The following is an 11,910-nucleotide window of genomic DNA, read 5'->3' on the forward strand; positions in this document are numbered from 1 at the left end:
GAGGGCCCTTCGGAACCATCCGAGGGCCCTCTCGTGTTCTCGAACACCGGCGCAGGCGACGCGAGCGGAGGAGCCGAGTGGCCGGACGGCATCCCCGACCGCGCCACATCACTCTCGGCGGACGGGAGGCGGTCGCCGTGACCCTGGAGGAGTCTCCTGGTCGAAAGGACACGTCAGGCGACCGGGTCAGCGACCCGAGACGTCCCCGGGGGAGGCGAGGATGTGCCCGACCCGTAGGTTCCAGCGCCCGGACCGGCCGGTGCACTCCGTCGCCGTGAGCGGTGGGACGTCGACGCGCCAGAACGCGGCCTCGGGCGCCCCCAGCACGTGCACCACCACAGCCCGCACGACCTCCGGCTCCACCACGGCGAGAGTCCTGCCCTCGGCCGACCCGGTCGTCTCCCACCACCGCGTGACCCGCTCACACAGCTCCCGCACCGACTCCCCGCCGTGCGGCGCGGCGCCCGGGTCGGCCAGCCAGCGGGCCACCGCCTCGGGCTCGGCGGCGCCGACCTCGTCCAGCGTCCGCCCGCGCCAGCGGGCGACGTCCAGGCCCGCGAGTTCCCGATCCTCCGAGGCGTCGAGGCCGAGTGCCGAGGCCGTCTCCCGGCAGCGCACGCTGGGGGAGGCGAAGACGCGGGCGGCGGCGGGCAGGGACAGCGCCGCCGATCCGGCGCGTACGGCCGCGCCGTCCTCGATGGAGTCTCCGTCGTCGAAGCGGGCCCGCCGCAGCGACGGCGTGATCGCCGGTGAGATGAGGGTGACACGGCTGGTCACGCGGTTGCTCCTTGTGGTTTCTGGCGGACGGGCGACGGGCGACGCGGGACGCGGGACGTGATCCGAGTGCGTATGAATGTACGCGTGGCCCGGTGGCCGGGCCGCCCCGGCGAAGGCGGCCCGGCCGCAGCTTGCTTGCCGCCGGTGAAGACGATGCGGGCGAGAGCGCCGCGCGCGGCGGCCCGCTCCAGCTTGGCCCGCCGGACGGCACGGCCCAGTGCGCCGGATGCCGCCGCTCATGACCGCGGCTCCGCACGGTGCACGAGGCGGCGGGTGCAGGCCTCGGGGGTGAAGAGGAGCGGCAACCCGCCGCTCGAAGCGGTGCGTTCGAAGGGCCCCGCGCCTCGTCGACGGCTGCCGCGTCCGCATCCGCTTCCACTTCTCCCGGGCGGGCGGCACCTGCCCGCTGTGGAACGTGTACGAGGCCTTCGCCGCCCCGGGCCGCATGCATGTCCAGATCGCCGAAATGCCGGCCGGGCAGCGCTACTTGTGGACCGCGCGAGCCGTCACCCGGCGCCGCGGCGGCTGGGGCGAACCCGGAAAGACCTTCGCCATCGGGCTGGGCTACGAGATCCGCCACACCCACAGGCGCCGAGCGCGCCGCGCCGCCGCTGGGACGTCCCGTGCCGGGCGGCGATCCCGGTGGCCCGTCCTCCGGTGATCCGCTTCCCGCGAGCGCCGGGTGGGAGCGGTCCGCGGGCACCGCCTACGCTTGAGCCAGGAGCGGCAGCGAGGCGGTGGCGTTGCATGCGGTACGTGGCGGTGAGTGCGCTGAGTCATCCCGGACTGCTCCGCGAACGGAACGAGGACAGCCTCGTGATCGGGCCGTGGACCCTGTGCGCCACGGTGACCGAGAGTCCGCAGACCCTGGTCTTCCCGCTCCGGACACCCCTGGTCGTCGCCGTCGCCGACGGGCTCGGCGGGCATCCCGGCGGCGATGTCGCCAGCGCGCTGGTCGTGCGCCGGATCGCGTCGATCGGCCCGGCCCTGAGCAGCGAGGACGCCGTGCGCGACGCCTTGAACGCCTGCAACCGCGCTGTGTACGAGGCCGCCGGCGGCGACGCGGGAGGTGAGCTCGCGGCCATGGGGACGACGGTCGCCGGTGCCGTTGTGCGGCCCGGCTCGCTGCTGGTGTTCAACGTGGGCGACAGCCGGGTCTTCGCGGCCTCCCGTGACGGGCTGCGCCAGGTGAGCGTCGACGACAGCCCCCCGCTCGAACCCGGGCGGCGCACCACGTCCATCGTCACCCAGTGCCTGGGCGGCACCCGCACATACCGGGCCGTCCAGCCCCATGTGACGGCCGAATCCCTGTCTCCCGGCGACCGCTATCTCGTCTGCAGCGACGGTCTGACCGATCCTGTGCCGACGGAGGTGCTCGACGGGGTGATGCGGGAGCACGACGACGGCCAGGCGGCCTTCGAGCTGTGGCAGGCCGCCATCGCGGCGGGCGGCCCCGACAACATCACGCTGGCGGTCATACGCGTCGCGGACGCATAGAGCGCGCCCGCGCGCGTCCGGCGACACAGGCGCCCTGGAGAACCGCCCGCGCGTGGCCGCCATGCAGGCGCCTCAGGAAGACCGCCTGCGTCTCTCTCGTCGGGGGCCGCCTCACGAACCGTCCGTATCGTCCGGCGGGAAGCCGTACCGCCCTTGCAGCCGGACGAAGCAGGCCGGGGTCACCAAGCGCAGCCGCACCAGCCCGGACGGGGTGCGCTCGAAGCACACCACCTCCTCGTGTCCGCCCGGCCCGATCGGCTGCACCAGGCGGCCGCCCTGGCGCACCTGTGCGGCCAGTGGCGCGGGCACCTCGGGGAACGCGGCCGACACAACAACCGCGTCGAACGGGGCCCGGTCTGGCACGCCTCCGCTGCCGTCGCCGATGCGCAGTTCCACGTTCCGTACGCCCTGCCGCGAGAGACGCGAGAGATTCGCGCGCGCCTGCCGTGCTATGTCCGGCCGCATCTCGATGCTGACCACGTCGGCGGCCAGCCGGGCGAGCAGCGCGGTCTGGAAGCCGAGACCGGTACCGACCTCGAGGACGTGCTCGCTCCCGTCCAGTGCAAGGCTCTCGATCATCCTGGCGGACAGCGAGGGCTGGGTGGTGACCTGTCCCTGCCCGATTGCGATGGGTACATCCAGATAGGCGGCGGCCACCTCGCCGGGCGGGACGAATCCCGCCCGGGGCGTGGCTCGCACAGCCTCGAGCAGCCGCTCGTCCCTGATCCCGGCGGCTGCAAGGGCCCGCAGGAGATCGTCGGGCTGCCTGGGTACGGGGTTCCGCGAAAGGGCCGCCACACCACCAGGCTAGGCGGCCGCGTACCCCCTGCCGGATATGCGGAACGGACGTCCGCCGGCAGCGCCTACCCTTGACGCATGACCAGCAGCAGCGACCGGAGCCCGGCAGTGGACGTTCGATCCTCCAAGACGTACGAGATCCGCACCTACGGGTGTCAGATGAACGTCCACGATTCCGAGCGGTTGGCCGGTCTGCTCGAAGGGGCCGGGTATGTGCGCGCGCCCGAGGGGTCGGACGGCGACGCGGACGTCGTCGTCTTCAACACCTGCGCCGTCCGCGAGAACGCCGACAACCGCCTCTACGGCAACCTCGGCCGCCTCGCGCCCAAGAAGGCCGGCCGCCCCGGCATGCAGATCGCCGTCGGCGGCTGTCTCGCGCAGAAGGACCGCGACACCATCGTGAAGAGGGCGCCCTGGGTGGACGTCGTCTTCGGCACGCACAACATCGGCAAGCTGCCCGTCCTGCTCGAGCGCGCCCGTGTGCAGGAGGAGGCGCAGGTCGAGATCGCCGAGTCGCTGGAGGCGTTCCCCTCGACCCTGCCGACGCGCCGCGAGAGCGCGTACGCGGCCTGGGTGTCGATCTCCGTGGGCTGCAACAACACCTGCACCTTCTGCATCGTCCCCGCCCTGCGCGGCAAGGAGAAGGACCGCCGTCCCGGCGACATCCTCGCCGAGGTCGAGGCCCTGGTCGCCGAGGGCGTCTCCGAGATCACGCTGCTGGGACAGAACGTCAACGCCTACGGCTCCGACATCGGCGACCGGGAGGCCTTCAGCAAGCTGCTGCGCGCCTGCGGGAGCGTCGAGGGTCTGGAGCGGGTCCGCTTCACATCGCCGCACCCGCGTGACTTCACCGACGACGTCATCGCGGCCATGGCCGAGACGCCGAACGTGATGCCGCAGCTGCACATGCCGCTCCAGTCCGGCTCCGACACGGTCCTGAAGGCGATGCGCCGCTCGTACCGCCAGGAGCGCTACCTGGGGATCATCGAGAAGGTGCGGGCCGCCATCCCGCACGCCGCGATCACCACCGACATCATCGTCGGCTTCCCGGGTGAGACCGAGGAGGACTTCGAGCAGACGCTGCACGTGGTGCGCGAGGCCCGCTTCGCACAGGCGTTCACCTTCCAGTACTCCAAGCGGCCCGGCACCCCGGCGGCCACCATGGAGAACCAGATCCCCAAGGAGGTCGTCCAGGCGCGCTACGAGCGCCTCGTCGCCCTTCAGGAGGAGATCTCCTGGGAGGAGAACAAGAAGCAGGTCGGCCGCACGCTGGAGCTGATGGTCGCCGAGGGCGAGGGCCGCAAGGACGGCGCGACCCACCGCCTCTCCGGCCGTGCCCCCGACAACCGTCTGGTCCACTTCACCAAGCCGGACGAGGAGGTCCGGCCCGGTGACGTGGTGACGGTGGAGATCACGTACGCCGCCCCGCACCACCTGCTCGCCGAAGGCACCGTCCTGGGTGTGCGCCGCACCCGCGCGGGCGACGCGTGGGCGAAGCGGAACGCGGCGGAGGCCGCCAAGCCGGCCGGCGTCATGCTGGGGCTGCCCAAGGTCGGGATTCCGGAGCCGCTGCCGGCGGCCACGGCGGCTGCGTGCGGCTGCGACTGACGGACAGCGGCGTCACCGGCGTGTGAGGGCGTGAGCGCTTCGGCCGTATGAGGGCCCCGCGTACGGCGACGGTGTGCCCGGGAAGCGCTGTGGCGCCGTCCTGCGGGTTACGCTGCGGACCGTGCTTGTCGCCGCCGCCGTCTGTCCCTGTCCGCCGTTGCTCGTGCCCGAGGTCGCCGCGGGTGCCGCGCCCGAGCTGGACGGCGCCCGTGATGCGTGCAGGAACGCACTGGGCGTGCTGGCCGCCGCGCGCCCCGGCCGGCTGGTGGTCGTCGGCCCCGCTCAGGAGAGCGGGTGCGGACGGTATCCGCGGGGCGCGCGGGGATCGTTCCGCGGGTTCGGCGTGGACGTCGACGTACGGCTGGGCGCCGGGGGGACGGAGCCGGGCGCGCCGGAGCGGGAGCTTCCGCCTTCGCTCGCCGTCGCCGCGTGGCTCCTGGAGCGCCTGAGCTGGGAGGACCTGCCCGTGGAGGGGCTCGGAGTGCCCGAACTCCTGGCCCCCGAGCGGTGCGTTGAGATGGGGGCGGAGCTTGCCGGCAGGGACGAGCGGGTGGCCTTGCTGGTCATGGGGGACGCGAGCGCGTGCCGCACGGTCAAGGCGCCGGGTTATCTGGACGAGCGCGCGGCCGGCTTCGACGCCGCCGTGGCACGTGCGCTCGGCGCGGCCGACGTGGCGGCCCTGAAGTCGCTGGACGTCGAGCCGGCCCATGAGCTGAAGGCCTGCGGCCGGGCTCCCTGGCAGGTTCTCGCGGGGGCGGCGGAGGGCGCGGATCTGACCGGCGCGTTGCTGTACGACGACGCGCCGTACGGCGTGGGGTATCTGGTGGCGGTCTGGTCGTAGGGTGTCCGGCCGCCGCGGGGCGTACGACCGTGATCGCCACGGACGCCCCGGCGCGCGCCTGCACCCGGCATGGGCGCATGCCCGTTGTACGTGTGCGGCTGGATCGCCGGCCGGTGGCGTCCGGGTCGCGGACACGGCGGACGGCCGGGAGGCTGTGTGCCTCGCGGCCGTCCGCCGATGTGTCGTGCCGTGTCAGGAGGCCGGGGGCGGTGCTCCCGGCGGTGTCCTGTCACCGGTCGCAGGGCCGGTGCCCCGGTGTGCGAGGCGTTCCATCGCGTGCTTCGCCTTGCCCGTGCCCGTGTCGATCTTGCCGCTGTACTTGCCCTTGGTCCGCTCGTCGATCATCTTCGCGGCCTTGTCGAGGCCGCGATCGACCTTCCCTTCGTGCTGTTGCGCGAAGTTCGAGACCTTGGCCATCAGGTTGTCCACGAGACCCATGGTCCACCTTCCCTGCGAAGCGCGGTTACGTGCGGGCGCCCTCCTCGGCCTCGGTCTCGGCGGCCTCCGCGGCGGACTGCTGCCTGGGAATGGCGACGCCGTCGTCACCGGCCGGAGCCGTTTCCCTGGCCACCGTCTCCGAACCGGTCCCGGCCTCGGCCGCTCCCTTGGCCTCGTCCGTCGCCTCCGCCTCCGTCCCAGCCGTCGTCTGCGCGGCCTCCGTCACGGCGGACTGCGCCTCCTTCGTTGTGCTCGACCGCCGGAAGAGCCGTGCAAAAACGCCCATATCCACTCCATACGTTACTCGTGCGGGCGAAATGCCGCGTAGTTCGGTGCGCCCGTTTGCATCGCCCGGCCATCCCGTTCTCGAACCGATGACCGGAACCTCGCAACAGGCAACGACCTCACATGCGGGGCGTCACGTCGCTCGTTCGGGATGGGGTCCGGAGGTTTGCGAGACTGTTCCGGTGAGTAGTGCAGCCCCCGCACCGCGGGTCATCGCCGTCGTCGGACCGACCGCGGCCGGAAAGTCCGATCTGGGCGTATTCCTTGCCCAGCGTCTCGGCGGCGAGGTCGTCAACGCCGACTCCATGCAGCTCTACCGGGGGATGGACATCGGAACCGCCAAGCTGACCCCCGAGGAGCGTGGCGGTATCCCGCACCACCTGCTGGACATATGGGATGTGACGGTCACGGCGTCCGTGGCCGAGTATCAGCGCCTCGCCCGCGCCCGGATCGACGCGCTGCTCGCCGAGGGTCGCTGGCCGATCCTGGTGGGCGGCTCCGGCCTGTATGTGCGCGGCGCGGTCGACAACCTGGAGTTCCCCGGAACCGACCCGGAGGTGCGCGCCCGGCTCGAGGACGAACTCACTCGGTGTGGCCCGGGAGCACTGCACGCTCGCCTGGCCGCCGTCGACCCGGAGGCCGCGCGGGCGATCCTGCCCGGCAACGGCCGCCGTATCGTCCGGGCCCTGGAGGTCATCGAGATCACCGGCAAGCCCTTCACGGCCAACCTCCCGGGCCATGACTCGGTCTACGACACCGTCCAGATCGGCGTGGATGTGGCCCGCCCCGAACTCGACGAGCGCATCGCGCGGCGGGTCGACCGGATGTGGGAGGCGGGACTGGTGGACGAGGTGCGCGCACTGGAGGCGCAGGGTCTTCGGGAGGGGCTTACGGCGTCGCGCGCGCTGGGGTACCAGCAGGTGCTCACGGCGCTCGCGGGGGAGTGCACGCTGGAAGAAGCGCGCGCGGAGACGGTGCGCGCCACCAAGCGCTTCGCGCGCCGTCAGGATTCCTGGTTCCGCCGTGACCCGCGGGTGCACTGGCTCAGCGGCGCCGCGTCGGACCTGCGGGAACTTCCGCACCTCGCGCTGGCGTTGGTCGAACGACCGGTTACAGCCTGATCACGTGATGGCATCGGGACGCCCTGCCCGTCATACGGGCGTCCGGCGGCATGCCATCATCGAGCTTCGATCGACCAAGTGGAGTCCGAGTTGGGAGGGCGCGTGGCGATGGAGGCCGGCCCTCGGGACGCCGCAGAGAGCGCGGAACATGACACCGCGGAGGCCGGGGACCAGAGGCTCAGTTCCGACGGTCCCGACGATCAGCCCCCGGGCGGTGTGACGGACGACGGGCCGGGCGTGGACGAACTGTCCACCGGGCCCGAGGTCGAGGTCGAGCTGCGCCCGCAGCGCCGGCTGCGGATATGGCAACTCGCCCCCATCGTGGCGCTGGCGGCGATGGGCTCCCTGATGTTCGCCTTCCCGCTTGCCTTCGAGTTCGGAGACGGCGGCGCCGTGGTCGCGATGCTCGGCCTGCTGATCTTCTCCTGTGCGGCCGGCTGGGGCATGATGGCCGCGCGCCGGGTCGGTTACACGTGGCCGGGCCTGCCGCAGCGGGGCTCCGGGCGGCGCCCGGACTGGCGGGTCGTCCTCGGCTACGCCGTACTGGTCGCCGCGGTGGTCGTGCTGGCCGTGTGGCGCGTGGCCCGCCTGCGCTGAGCCACCGCATCCGCACCGGGCGCGGCCGCACCGGGTCGGGCTCCGCCCAAGCGCCTCTGCAACGCCTGAGCGCCTCTGCAGCGCCTGAGTGCACCTGCCACGCCGGGACGCCTCTGCGACACCCGAGCGCCTCGGCCACGCCGGGACGCCTGTGCGACCCCCGAGCGCCTCGGCCACGCCGGGACGCCTGTGCAGCGCCCGTGCGCGCTTGGCCACGCCGGGACGCCTGTGCAGCGTCCGAGCGTGCGCGCCGGTCCGAGCGCCTCTGCGACGCCTGGGCCCCCGCTCCTGCGTAGCGCCCCCGCCCCGGCCGTCCCGCCCACCGAACCGGTCGTCCCGGGGGTCGCGGCCACCCCGTACGATCGAGGAATGAGCACGCGGATCGCCTTCCTCAAGGGGCACGGCACCGAGAACGACTTCGTGATCGTCCCGGACCCCGACAACGTCATCGACCTGCCCCCGGCCGCCGTCGCCGCCCTGTGCGACCGCCGCGCGGGCATCGGCGGCGACGGTCTGCTGCACGTCGTGCGCTCCGCCGCGCACCCCGACGCCGAGGAGATGGCCGCCGAGGCGGAGTGGTTCATGGACTACCGCAACGGGGACGGCTCGACCGCGGAGATGTGCGGCAACGGCGTACGCGTGTTCGCGCGCTACCTCCAGGAGGCGGGGCTGGCGGTCGAGGGGGATCTGGCGATCGCCACGCGCGGGGGCGTCAAGACCGTGCACCTCGCCAAGGACGGTGACATCACCGTCGGTATGGGCAAGGCGCTCCTCCCCGAGGGGCAGGTCACGGTGAGCGTCGGCGAGCGCAGCTGGCCCGCGCGCAACGTCAACATGGGCAACCCGCACGCGGTCGCCTTCGTCGACGACCTGGGGCACGCGGGTGACCTGTTCACCCCGCCCCCGTTCAGCCCGGCCTCCGTGTACCCGGACGGGGTGAACGTCGAGTTCGTGGTGGACCGCGCTCCCCGGCATGTCGCGATGCGCGTCCACGAGCGGGGTTCCGGCGAGACCCGCTCGTGCGGCACGGGCGCGTGCGCGGTGGCCGTCGCCACCGCGCGCCGCGACGGTGCCGACCCGGCCGTCACGGGCACCCCGGTCACCTACACCGTGGACGTCCCCGGCGGCACCCTCCGGATCACCGAGCACCCGGACGGCGAGATCGAGATGACCGGTCCGGCGGTGATCGTCGCCGAGGGGGAGATCGACACCGACCGGCTGCGGGCCGCGACCCGCTGACCCGGCCACCCGGCCAACCGGCCCCGGCCAGCGCCTCCTTGGGGGCGAACGGGCGGCGCGCTGAAGCACGGAGTAGCACGCGGACCGTGATGCTCGGCACAGTCCGGTGGCCGGAAAGTGCCCTCGGGTGCACCCCCGCGCGGCTCCGGATCTCAGCCTGCTCCCCCCGAGCCGTTCCGATCCGCAGCCCAGGGTGGTCGGGCGTGTTCGGATCGACGGCGGACACCTCGCCCCGTGGCCGAAAGCCGCAAACATCGGTTTCGTCGCTCGAATGGGTGATCCGTTTCACGCTCGGCGAGAGCCGGTCGGGCGGGCGTGATGGGCTCGATAGCATCAAGCACCGGCCCGGACGGGGGACCGAACGCCATCCCCTGCGGCGCGTAGGGCAAGGGGCACTCCGTCCGCCGGTCAACGAGCCGGAGGTGCCCCATGAGTGCGGAGGCCACGAACCCTGCATCGCCCGCCCCCACGACACCGGGGGCGCACCGCAGGAAGAGCCGCCCCCGGATCGACCTGCGCCGCCTTGGGCGGGCCGCCCTGCTCGGCCCGGCCACCCGCGACCGGCTGCCGGACGCGATCGGCCATGTCGCCGAGGCGCACCGCGCCCACCATCCCGACGCCGACCTCGAACCCCTGCGCCGCGCCTATCTGTTGGCCGAGACCTCGCACCGCGGCCAGATGCGCAAGAGCGGCGAGCCGTACATCACGCACCCCCTCGCCGTGACCCTGATCCTCGCCGAACTCGGGGCCGAGACCACCACCTTGACCGCCTCCCTGCTGCACGACACCGTCGAGGACACGGATGTGACACTCGAGCAGGTGGGCCAGGAGTTCGGCGAGGAGGTGCGCTACCTCGTCGACGGCGTCACCAAGCTGGAGAAGGTCGACTACGGCGCGGCCGCCGAGCCCGAGACCTTCCGGAAGATGCTCGTCGCCACCGGCAACGACGTCCGCGTGATGTCGATCAAACTCGCCGACCGCCTGCACAACATGCGCACCCTCGGCGTGATGCGCCCGGAGAAGCAGGTACGCATCGCCAAGGTCACCCGGGACGTCCTCATCCCGCTCGCCGAGCGCCTCGGCGTCCAGGCGCTCAAAACGGAACTAGAGGACCTCGTCTTCGCGATCCTGCATCCCGAGGAGTACGAGCACACCAGGGAGCTCATCGTCGAGAACGCGGCGCACGGGGACGACCCGCTCGCCGGCATGGCCGAACAGGTACGCACCGTCCTGCGCGAGGCGGACATCCAGGCCGAAGTCCTCATCAGACCTCGGCACTTCGTCTCCGTACACCGCATCTCCCGCAAGCGGGGCCGGCTGCGCGGCGCCGACTTCGGCCGGCTCCTGGTCCTGGTGAACGAGGACGCCGACTGCTACGGAGTCCTCGGTGAGCTGCACACCTGCATGACCCCGGTGGTCTCGGAGTTCAAGGACTTCATCGCCGTCCCCAAGTTCAACCTGTACCAGTCGCTGCACACCGCGATCGCGCGCGAGGACGGCGAGATCGCCGAAGTCCTCATCCGCACCCACCAGATGCACCAGGTCGCCGAGGCGGGCGTGATCGCGCTCGGCAATCCCTACGCCCCCGCGTCCGACGACCCCTCCGACGGCGAGCGTGCCGACCCCACCCGCCCCGGTTGGCTCTCACGGCTTCTGACCTGGCAGGAGGCCGCTCCGGACACCGACACCTTCTGGTCGACCCTGCGCGAGGACCTCGCCCAGGACCGGGAGATCACCGTCTTCCGCCCCGACGGGGCCGCACTGGGGCTCCCGGAGGGCGCGAGCTGTGTGGACGCCGCCTACGCGCAGTACGGAGAGGACGCGCACGCCTGCATCGGCGCCCGCGTCAACGGCCGGCTCGCGACGCTGGGCACCGTCCTCAAGGACGGCGACACCGTGCAGCTCCTGATGGGCCAGGACCCGGCCTCCGAGCCCTCCAGGGAGTGGCTGGACCACGCGCACACGCCCGCCGCGCGGATCGCCATCCAGCGTCGGCTGGCGGCGCACCCCGCGCCGGGGGAACCGTCAGGCGGGGCGTCCGCCCCGGTCGCCGCGCGGCACGACGCCGAGGGTGCGCAGGACGGCGCCACCGCGCGTACCGCCGCGTCCGGGACCGCCGTACGACCGTCCGCGCCTCCCGCTCGCCCCACGGGTGACGCGCCCGGCGCACGCGCCGCCAACGCGGTCGTCGACCTGCCCGGCGCCTCCGTACGTCTGGCGGGCTGCTGTACGCCCGTGCCGCCCGACGAGGTCACCGGCTTCGCCGTGCGCGGGGGCGCGGTGACCGTGCACCGCGTCGAATGCGCCGGAGTGGCGCGCATGAAGAGCGCCGGGCGCGCGGAGATCGGTGTGCGCTGGGGCGACACCGCCGACTGCCGGGTCACCCTCGTCGTCGAGTCCTTCGGGCGCCCGCACCTCCTCGCGGACCTCACCGAGGCCATCGCCGTGGAAGGGGTGGCGATCGTCTCCGCCACCGTCGAGCCGCCCAGCCAGCAGCGCGTACGCCACACCTACACCCTGCAACTCCCCGACGCGGCACACCTTCCGGCCCTCATGCGCGCCATGCGGAACGTGCCCGGCGTATACGACGTCAGCCGCGCCCAGCACGCCGCGGCCGCCACCCGTTAGACGGCACCCCGGGTGTCACCCGGGGTGCCGGGGGTGCCGGGGGCCGGAGTTGAACCCGTTCGGGTGGGCCCGGCGCGCGCC

The 11,910-nt window shown here is 72.9% G+C and carries 11 protein-coding genes and 1 pseudogene; 8 read left to right on the top strand and 4 right to left on the bottom strand.

Going from position 1 to position 11,910, the window contains the following annotated elements; translation table 11 throughout:
* Positions 1-186 precede the first annotated feature (186 nt).
* Complete coding sequence (locus LZ604_RS07760) at positions 187-777, bottom strand: histidine phosphatase family protein (RefSeq protein WP_234513595.1); 591 nt, start codon at positions 775-777, stop codon at positions 187-189.
* Positions 778-1,150: 373 nt separating this feature from the next.
* Here LZ604_RS07760 and LZ604_RS07765 point away from each other — a divergent pair.
* Positions 1,151-1,366: pseudogene (locus LZ604_RS07765) on the top strand (short-chain fatty acyl-CoA regulator family protein); the annotation flags it as partial.
* A 158-nt stretch (positions 1,367-1,524) separates the two neighbouring features.
* Positions 1,525-2,274, top strand: coding sequence for a PP2C family protein-serine/threonine phosphatase (locus LZ604_RS07770; protein WP_234513597.1), 750 nt, complete (start codon positions 1,525-1,527; stop codon positions 2,272-2,274).
* A 111-nt stretch (positions 2,275-2,385) separates the two neighbouring features.
* Here LZ604_RS07770 and LZ604_RS07775 read toward each other — a convergent pair whose 3' ends face one another.
* Complete coding sequence (locus LZ604_RS07775; RefSeq protein ID WP_234513599.1) at positions 2,386-3,072, bottom strand: protein-L-isoaspartate O-methyltransferase family protein; 687 nt, start codon at positions 3,070-3,072, stop codon at positions 2,386-2,388.
* Positions 3,073-3,150: 78 nt separating this feature from the next.
* On the opposite strand from LZ604_RS07775, the gene miaB reads away from it, so the two are divergent.
* Positions 3,151-4,680: a tRNA (N6-isopentenyl adenosine(37)-C2)-methylthiotransferase MiaB gene (gene miaB / locus LZ604_RS07780; protein ID WP_234513601.1), complete on the top strand. Its 1,530-nt coding sequence runs from the start codon at positions 3,151-3,153 to the stop codon at positions 4,678-4,680.
* A 121-nt stretch (positions 4,681-4,801) separates the two neighbouring features.
* Entirely contained in the window at positions 4,802-5,521 is a 720-nt protein-coding gene (locus tag LZ604_RS07785; RefSeq protein WP_234513603.1) for a class III extradiol dioxygenase subunit B-like domain-containing protein, read from the top strand.
* Positions 5,522-5,713: 192 nt separating this feature from the next.
* Here the strand turns inward: LZ604_RS07785 and LZ604_RS07790 are convergent, their stop codons facing one another.
* Complete coding sequence (locus LZ604_RS07790; RefSeq protein WP_234513605.1) at positions 5,714-5,959, bottom strand: antitoxin; 246 nt, start codon at positions 5,957-5,959, stop codon at positions 5,714-5,716.
* A 25-nt stretch (positions 5,960-5,984) separates the two neighbouring features.
* Positions 5,985-6,245, bottom strand: coding sequence for a hypothetical protein (locus LZ604_RS07795; RefSeq protein ID WP_234513607.1), 261 nt, complete (start codon positions 6,243-6,245; stop codon positions 5,985-5,987).
* Positions 6,246-6,426: 181 nt separating this feature from the next.
* Between LZ604_RS07795 and miaA the strand changes: the two genes are divergently transcribed.
* The 4 genes from miaA to LZ604_RS07815 all read left to right on the top strand — a co-directional run bounded on the left by miaA (position 6,427) and on the right by LZ604_RS07815 (position 11,829).
* A complete protein-coding gene (gene miaA / locus LZ604_RS07800) occupies positions 6,427-7,365 on the top strand; it encodes a tRNA (adenosine(37)-N6)-dimethylallyltransferase MiaA (protein ID WP_234513608.1) in 939 nt (312 codons plus the stop codon).
* Between the two features lie 108 nt (positions 7,366-7,473).
* Positions 7,474-7,962: a hypothetical protein gene (locus LZ604_RS07805; RefSeq protein ID WP_234513976.1), complete on the top strand. Its 489-nt coding sequence runs from the start codon at positions 7,474-7,476 to the stop codon at positions 7,960-7,962.
* Between the two features lie 369 nt (positions 7,963-8,331).
* On the top strand, positions 8,332-9,201 hold the full coding sequence (gene dapF / locus LZ604_RS07810; protein WP_234513609.1) for a diaminopimelate epimerase: 870 nt from the start codon (positions 8,332-8,334) through the stop codon (positions 9,199-9,201).
* 429 nt (positions 9,202-9,630) lie between these two features.
* A complete protein-coding gene (locus LZ604_RS07815) occupies positions 9,631-11,829 on the top strand; it encodes a RelA/SpoT family protein (protein ID WP_234513610.1) in 2,199 nt (732 codons plus the stop codon).
* Positions 11,830-11,910 lie beyond the last annotated feature (81 nt).

The sequence above is a fragment of the Streptomyces glomeratus genome, assembly GCF_021462825.1.
GTDB lineage: Bacteria > Actinomycetota > Actinomycetes > Streptomycetales > Streptomycetaceae > Streptomyces > Streptomyces glomeratus.

Bases quoted from the DNA above. Each gene is read 5' to 3' on its own strand.
- LZ604_RS07770 (WP_234513597.1), top strand. From the start codon at position 1,525: ATGCGGTACGTGGCGGTGAGTGCGCTGAGTCATCCCGGACTGCTCCGC.
- miaB (WP_234513601.1), top strand. From the start codon at position 3,151: ATGACCAGCAGCAGCGACCGGAGCCCGGCAGTGGACGTTCGATCCTCC.
- LZ604_RS07790 (WP_234513605.1), bottom strand. From the start codon at position 5,959: ATGGGTCTCGTGGACAACCTGATGGCCAAGGTCTCGAACTTCGCGCAA.
- LZ604_RS07795 (WP_234513607.1), bottom strand. From the start codon at position 6,245: ATGGGCGTTTTTGCACGGCTCTTCCGGCGGTCGAGCACAACGAAGGAG.
- LZ604_RS07805 (WP_234513976.1), top strand. From the start codon at position 7,474: ATGGAGGCCGGCCCTCGGGACGCCGCAGAGAGCGCGGAACATGACACC.
- dapF (WP_234513609.1), top strand. From the start codon at position 8,332: ATGAGCACGCGGATCGCCTTCCTCAAGGGGCACGGCACCGAGAACGAC.
- LZ604_RS07815 (WP_234513610.1), top strand. From the start codon at position 9,631: ATGAGTGCGGAGGCCACGAACCCTGCATCGCCCGCCCCCACGACACCG.